This window comes from Helicobacter bizzozeronii (genome assembly GCF_900196775.1).
Lineage (GTDB): Bacteria > Campylobacterota > Campylobacteria > Campylobacterales > Helicobacteraceae > Helicobacter > Helicobacter bizzozeronii.
Genome location: NZ_FZLB01000013.1, coordinates 1 through 6,658, shown reverse-complemented (window position 1 = coordinate 6,658; position 6,658 = coordinate 1). Strand labels below are relative to the sequence as shown.

Genomic DNA, 6,658 nt, shown 5'->3' with positions numbered 1-6,658 from the left:
GCCCTAGCCAATACCCCAGAAATGCAAATTTTGCAGAGGGCACAGAGTCGCAGTGCTGGGGGGATTAAGGACAATCTACCCCAATCAAACCACTCGGAGGGCAAGATTGAGAGATGGATACGCAATTCAAAAATCGCACCTGTGATGTGCTTGTGATCGCCAAAATACCCCTGTTTCAAAAACCTTATGTGGCGTGTGATGGTAGCATGCCCATGGTCGTCCTTGAGATTGTCTAGCCACTTTTCAAATTCGCTTGATATTTGGATTTCCATACTCAAAATTTTAATGCAAAAGCACTAAAAAAACATACAGCAATTCTAGCCCTATAAAGGCATCATACACCGCAATCTTGCCAAAAACTATACAAATCCCCACACCATAAAAGCATCCTAGAGCGATTTCAGAGCTTTCCAGCATGACTCTACTTTACTTTCAAATTCAAGCCAAATGAACAAGCGAGCAAAAAACACTGTTTTTGACTTCCCAATTCTCTAGCTAGCTCCAATACCAAACTACGCTCCACAAATACTCTACAATGCTTCACAATCCCAAAACGATGTTTGACTCCCCATCCTCTCTCCGTCGCCCTATGAACCTCCTAGAGACCTTATTACTATCTATAAAGTAGCATGTTAAAAAGAATTTTTAGACCCATTTTAATCCCCAAGAACATCCCAAGTCCAAGCATCTAAAAAACACTGACCAATCAATCCAAATTAACGACCCAAAAAAACATAGCGTTTTTAGCCCTGATAAATGAGTCATATAACACAACTTTGGCAAAATAGAGGTTTGTATCCACATAGCACCCCCCCCCCACAAAAGCGATTGTGGAGCTGTTTATGGCCATTTTCTCAGCTCTATCTATCCTCATAGTCCTTGTAACACCTACAACCCAAGCCGTGTGAGACCTCAAACGCCATTAATCCTGTCAGCTGTTGGTTGTAGGACACTTTGCAACTTTTGTCTATCCCACACTCTCCCCACAGACTCCAATCTCATCCTGAATCCCTTAAATCTCCAACCAATACAACAATTTCTCACTTCTAAAGCCTCTCTTGAAGGTTTGGAGGGCTTCTGCCCCCAAAGGATAAAATCTTAGTGATAGCTAAGTCTAGCTTGGTCTATTAATTCTGCAAGACACGCATTTTTTGCAAATTCCGGTCATTTTTAAATTTTCCTCGCACGCGGTTTTTAACATTTTAAAAGACTCCGTCTTTTTAACCTTTTAGCCCCCTCGGGAAGTCTGTGTGGTGCGGGGCTCGTTGGGAGTAGTAGGCAGTAAAATCCGCACTAATCAACAAATTTAAGATTATTCATTCCTGCTCTTTGCCATCTTCCACAAGCTCAAAGACAGACAAGATGAGCTTTTGGTATTTGATCTTGATGATATTAAAAAATGACCCACGCAGTCAAAATCAGCCACAGCGATCTAAGCAGTGTTGTCAAAAGACTTTGGAAAAATATCAGACTAACTAACTTTTGGATACTCCATCTGCTTGCCGATGAAAACATTATGCTCTAGGAAGTTTAGAATCAACTACCACGACACCCAAAAAACCCAGGTTAAAAGCATGGAAATCCAAGTGAATATGCCCTACTTTGGCTATTTACTCAACTATCTAAATGGCAACTTCACTTCTTTTGAACTCCTAGAATTTCAAAACATCAGCGGTAAGTATGCCAAGACACTTTATAGACTACTCAAGCAGTGGAAAATTAGCTGATACTTTAAAGTGATTATTTCCTATGCTCCAAAAAGCATCTAGTTTTAAGCTTGTGGGCTTTAGTGTGTTGGGTAATTCATTTTAAAACCCTCCTAGTGGCTCGACCATAGCATAATTTTTTACCCAAAAATCCTTAAATATTAGGGCTTAATATAGCCCAACTCTAAAAGCGCGTTCGCCATCTCTTTAAGAATGGGGCCATTTTTGCTCCCCCCCTCGCCATGTTCGACTAAAATGGTGATCGCATATTGGGGGTTTTTGTAGGGCAAAAAGGCGGTGATCCAAGCGTGTGAGCGGTGGAAATATTCCATTTGGCTCTCTTTGATGCGCACTTGGGTATTTTGATCGATCCCCACCACTTGGGCAGTGCCCGTTTTGCACGCTAAAGCCACCTTCACCCCCCGTGTGCTCTTGTAAGCTGTGCCCCCGGGGGTGCTGCAAGCCCCATACATCCCATCGCGCAAGAAATGCAACTTGGATTTTTGCAAGTGATCAAGGACATCTTGGGGCTTGGGGTGTTCTTTTAAAGAAAAATGGGGGACGGGGAGTTTGCCTGAGGCTAAAAGGGCGGTGTAGTTAGCCACTTGCAGGGGGGTTGTGAGAAATGAGCCTTGCCCAATAGATGTAATGAGGGTGTCGCCCACACTCCAAGCTGTCCCAAAGCGTTTCATTTTCCAACTAGGATCGGGCAAAATCCCCACAAACTCGTTGGGCAAATCCACCCCGGTTTTTTTCCCAAAGCCCAGTTGCCTAAAGGTTTTGGTGAGGTTGTCAATGGATATATCCAAAGAAAATTTATAAAAATAGACATCAACCGATTCTTTGATCGCCTTATAAAGGTTGGTTTCCCCATGCCCCCCTGCTTTCCAATCCCTAAATTTACGCTTCCCCACTTCGATATACCCGGGCGCAAAAACGCTGGTTTTTTCTGTGATGGGGAGGTATTCTAAAAAGCTCAAAGCCGAGCCCATTTTCACCACCGAGCCGGGCGGATAAAGCCCATTGATGAGGCGGTTTAACAAGGGGTTGTAGATGTCATCTTGCAGATTTTTCCAATTAGCCACGCTAATGCCCCCGATAAATTCATTCAAGTTATACTCTGGATAACTCCCAGCCACTAAAATTTCCCCCGTATGCACATCCATGACAATAATTGCGCCCCGCTTGTCGCTAAAGAGCGTATCTGCCTTGTGTTGCAAGCGTTTATCAAGGCTCAAAATGAGATCATTATTGGTTTGGGGTTCTTTTTTCTCCAGCACTTCTAATTCTTGGTTGAGCGCATTCACACTCATGAGCTTATAACCCATCTCCCCTTGTAAAAAGTCGTTGTATTCTTTCTCTAACCCGGTCTTGCCGATGGTGTGGGTGTATTGACTCTTGGGGTTTTCTTTGAGGTCTTGGGTGTTAGCCGCACTCAAATACCCGATCACATGCGCAGCTAGGGCGTTATTGGGGTAGTAACGCTTGTTGGCTGCATTGATAATAATATGGGGGTTTTGGGTGAGTTTGGCATAGAGGGGTTGCATTTGGTCATAGGGGATGAACTCTAAAATGGTGATGGCATTATGGTTGTAACGGGAATTTTGTTTTTGGTATTCCTCAAGCGCATCGGTGGGGTTTAAATCCGGGAAGTAGTGTTGCAAATATGCAAGCTGGGCTTGCAGTTGGGCTTTTTTTAAAGAGGGGGGGAGGGCGATACTAAAACCCAGTTGGTTAATAGCCAATAATTCGCGGTTGCGATCCATGATTAGTCCCCGTGTGGGGACAAGGATTTCTTTTTTAGTCATATTTCTTAGAGCTAGGCGTTCAAAGTAGTCGTTGGTCTTGATGGTTAAAATAAAGATCTTAAGTAAGAGTAACGCCCAAACAAGCAGCAAAACCCCTAAGACAAACTTATACCTGAGATTTAACATAGACCCTCCAGAGCAAAAACTCAAAAAGGCTATAGCCCACCAAATAATGGAGCATTTCGACACTATTTTGATTCAAAAAAGACAGAATCACAAAGTAGATCGCATAGATGGCAAAAATATGGAAGGCATCGCCTAGCGGGTTGTCTGCAAACATGTTCAAAAGCCAACGCACCACGATTTTATCATACAAGATGAAAAGCAAAATCAAAACCCCTAAGGGTTCTAGGTGGATAGTCTCAATGCAGAGCAGACAAAAAAAGATGTAGAGCACCCACCCGCTTTGTTGGTCCTCTTGGGCACTGAGCATGCGGTAAAAAGCAAATAAAAACCCAATCATGGGGGGTAAAAACAAATAGAGGTCTTTTAAATTGCTATACAAGTAAAAGCCCAGTCCGTAGATGATCCAGCGGGCATAGTGTTTGAATTTAAGCATTTTCATCAGCTTTGATCCCAAAAAGCCCCTCTATGATCGCCCTTTGGATCGCCTCTAAAGAGCCAAATTTAGCAGAAAGCCCAGTTGGTTTTAAACAAGTGGCTAGAAAATTAGGGCTCTTGTGCCACAGGGCGTGTTGTTGGTTGGCATTGAGTTTGTCAAATTTGGTGTAAATTTGGTGCACTTGTTGGGTGGGGCTAATTAACTGATCTAAAAAATGCCCCACCTCTTGATCGATGGCAAGGTTAGGGTGCCGCGCATCCACAAGGTGCAAGAAAAGCTTAATGCTTGTGCGTTGCTTGAGTAAATCACACAAGAATACCCCCCATTCTTGTTGCAAACTCTTCGACACTTTGGCATACCCAAAGCCGGGCAAGTCAATACAATGGAATTTTAGGGTTTGCTGCGTTAATTGCCATGCGGTTTCAAAAAAATTGGCTGTTTGGGTTTTACCCGGGGTGGCTGAACTTTTGGCGATTTTTTGTTGCAACACCTTGTTAATCAGCGTGCTTTTACCCACATTGCTACGCCCCAAAAACACCACTTCGGGTGAGTGCATTGGCGGGCAATGCTCTAGCTTGCTAGCCGCACATAAAAATTGACTCTGCAGGACTTTAATTTGGGGCATGGGATTCCTTAGAGTGTTGGGCTTTTTGCTGGGCTTTTTTGGCTTTTTCTTGCTGGTTGGCTTTTTGGATGTCCTCCATGTCAAAGATGAATTTAGCCGGCTTGTCCTTGCCCCCCACCACATCAGCATACCCGCTCACATTATTTAAAATGATCTCTTCGCCCTTAATGGAGTTAATTTTACCCACTTCATTCACCACCGCATTTTGCAATAGGCGGTATTCTCGTTTGATCGCATCATAGATCAAGCGATCGGAGTGCCCCTCCACATGGCGGCCATCTTGGGTTACGATGTGGAATTTCACCGACCCAATCGCCTCGTATTTAATGGGTTTGCGTTTTTGGTTGGTGTAGATCACAACCTTATCAGCTGTGAGGGTGTCTTGGCCCTTTTTGATGAAAACATGCCCTTCAATGATGGTGGTTCTTTTCTTTTCATTGGCCAAGAATTTATCAGCCGTAACCTCTAAAGTCTCCTTGAGGGGCACCGCCCCAAGCAACCCCACCAACACCAATAAATAGAATAATCTTAAAATGGCAAATCCCCTGTGGGTGATTTTCTTGAGGATTGCTGGGCGTTGGCTAGGTCGATGACTGCGTGGATATGTTTAGCCTGCAAGGTTTTAGCCACATGGTTATAGATGATGTCATCGCCTTTCACATCGCCCTCTGGTGCGCTCAAGTAAAAATACCCCTCCCCCTCAAAGGTCTGTTTGCGGTGATCATAAGTGCCTTTCTGACTCCAAAAGCTTTCGTTATTGCTGGTCGTGTAAAGAACACCCTTAGGGAAAGTGTAAAGATCATTTTTACGCACCACCACCTCTCCTTTAGCGTGCTCTTGGGTGTGGGTTTGGAGGTCAAACTTGCTGAGGGTGAAATCATAGAGCACCTCGTGATCGCTATATTGTAACGCCCTGCTCCCCTCAATCTTAAAATCGGTGCTGGCGGTGCTGGTTTGGAAGGCATGGAATTTTTGCACCTCAATTTTAGCAAATTCGCCCCCCTTGGTTGAGAGGCTGGGCTGGGGTTTTAAAAAAAGCAAAATCAAGCCCACCATCACCACGCTCAAGGCAATAAAAAAAATCCAAATTGAGTTGAGCCGTCCCACAAATTATTCACGCACCAAGATCGTGGGTTGGGACATGTGCTTGGCGTAGTCGTTAGCCTCTTCTTCACTCTTAAAGCCACTGATAAAAACGCGGTAAATGGGCTGGTTGTCCTTGATTCCTTCTGCCACACGGATTTTATGCCCCTTTTTTAATTTGGCTTGTAAGTCGCGTTGTGCCTTGAGCGCCCCCTCTTTATGCCTAAAAGCCCCCATTTGCAACGAAAATTCCCCACCGCTGTAGCTTTGTTGGGTGGGCCCGACTTTAAATTCTTTTTGCAGCGTGTGGTTTTGGGGGGCATTGAGGGCTTTGGCATATTGCTTGGAGATCATGCCCCCAAAGCCTAGCACTTCTAGTTTGACTGGAGCGACCCCCTTGCCCACCATTTCAATATCCCTAGCGGCGATATTGGAGAGATCGATGATGCGGTTAGGCACAAAGGGACCCCGATCGTTGATCCGCACAATGGTGCTTTTGTTATTGTCCTTATTGGTAACCTTAACAATGGTGTTCATGGGTAGGGTTTTGTGCGCGGCGGTGTGGGCATACATGTTGTAGGTCTCGCCATTGCTTGTTTTTCTGGCGTGGAAATTGGGGCCATACCAGCTGGCATACCCATCAAAGGTTTGCCCCACAGCGACCTTTGTGGGGTAGTAGGTCTTCCCACCCACTTTATAAGGGCGCATGGTGGCTCTTTGCATCGCCTCTGAATCGATCATGCCCCCCGTGAGCGATCGGGATGTAACTTTAGCGGTTGTGGGCGGGATGGATGCGCTTGGGGGGCTGCCTCTTATACCCATCTGACGCTGCCGACGACTAGAGAGGATTCGATCTAGGTGGTCATCTGATAAA

Annotated in this window: 7 protein-coding genes and 1 pseudogene; 1 reads left to right on the top strand and 7 read right to left on the bottom strand. The window is 45.0% G+C overall.

Going from position 1 to position 6,658, the window contains the following annotated elements:
- Positions 1 to 272: pseudogene (locus C5684_RS09440) on the bottom strand (hypothetical protein); the annotation flags it as partial.
- A gap of 1,233 nt (positions 273 to 1,505) precedes the next feature.
- Here C5684_RS09440 and C5684_RS01920 point away from each other — a divergent pair.
- Positions 1,506 to 1,727, top strand: coding sequence for a replication initiation protein (locus C5684_RS01920; RefSeq protein WP_104639251.1), 222 nt, complete (start codon positions 1,506 to 1,508; stop codon positions 1,725 to 1,727).
- Positions 1,728 to 1,867: 140 nt separating this feature from the next.
- Here C5684_RS01920 and mrdA read toward each other — a convergent pair whose 3' ends face one another.
- Genes mrdA through C5684_RS01890 form a run of 6 tightly spaced genes read right to left on the bottom strand, consistent with a single transcriptional unit; the run spans position 1,868 to position 6,606 of the window.
- Positions 1,868 to 3,640, bottom strand: coding sequence for a penicillin-binding protein 2 (mrdA, locus tag C5684_RS01915; protein ID WP_104639250.1), 1,773 nt, complete (start codon positions 3,638 to 3,640; stop codon positions 1,868 to 1,870).
- The gene (locus C5684_RS01910) at positions 3,621 to 4,079 is read right to left on the bottom strand and encodes a hypothetical protein (RefSeq protein ID WP_233704296.1); all 459 of its coding nucleotides are present in this window, start codon (positions 4,077 to 4,079) and stop codon (positions 3,621 to 3,623) included. The genes mrdA and C5684_RS01910 overlap by 20 nt, the downstream gene beginning before the upstream one ends.
- Positions 4,066 to 4,701 (bottom strand): ribosome biogenesis GTP-binding protein YihA/YsxC, encoded by a 636-nt coding sequence (gene yihA / locus C5684_RS01905; RefSeq protein ID WP_104639249.1) that lies wholly within the window; start codon positions 4,699 to 4,701, stop codon positions 4,066 to 4,068. Before yihA ends, C5684_RS01910 begins: the two co-directional genes overlap by 14 nt.
- A complete protein-coding gene (gene lptA, locus C5684_RS01900) occupies positions 4,688 to 5,209 on the bottom strand; it encodes a lipopolysaccharide transport periplasmic protein LptA (RefSeq protein ID WP_148259693.1) in 522 nt (173 codons plus the stop codon). The genes yihA and lptA overlap by 14 nt, the downstream gene beginning before the upstream one ends.
- A 20-nt stretch (positions 5,210 to 5,229) precedes the next feature.
- The gene (locus C5684_RS01895; protein WP_199763879.1) at positions 5,230 to 5,808 is read right to left on the bottom strand and encodes a hypothetical protein; all 579 of its coding nucleotides are present in this window, start codon (positions 5,806 to 5,808) and stop codon (positions 5,230 to 5,232) included.
- 3 nt (positions 5,809 to 5,811) lie between these two features.
- Positions 5,812 to 6,606, bottom strand: coding sequence for a septal ring lytic transglycosylase RlpA family protein (locus tag C5684_RS01890; protein WP_233708621.1), 795 nt, complete (start codon positions 6,604 to 6,606; stop codon positions 5,812 to 5,814).
- Between the last annotated feature and the right edge of the window lie 52 nt (positions 6,607 to 6,658).

Bases quoted from the DNA above. Each gene is read 5' to 3' on its own strand.
- C5684_RS01890 (WP_233708621.1), bottom strand. From the start codon at position 6,606: ATGGGTATAAGAGGCAGCCCCCCAAGCGCATCCATCCCGCCCACAACC.
- C5684_RS01910 (WP_233704296.1), bottom strand. From the start codon at position 4,079: ATGAAAATGCTTAAATTCAAACACTATGCCCGCTGGATCATCTACGGA.
- C5684_RS01920 (WP_104639251.1), top strand. From the start codon at position 1,506: ATGAAAACATTATGCTCTAGGAAGTTTAGAATCAACTACCACGACACC.
- mrdA (WP_104639250.1), bottom strand. From the start codon at position 3,640: ATGTTAAATCTCAGGTATAAGTTTGTCTTAGGGGTTTTGCTGCTTGTT.
- yihA (WP_104639249.1), bottom strand. From the start codon at position 4,701: ATGCCCCAAATTAAAGTCCTGCAGAGTCAATTTTTATGTGCGGCTAGC.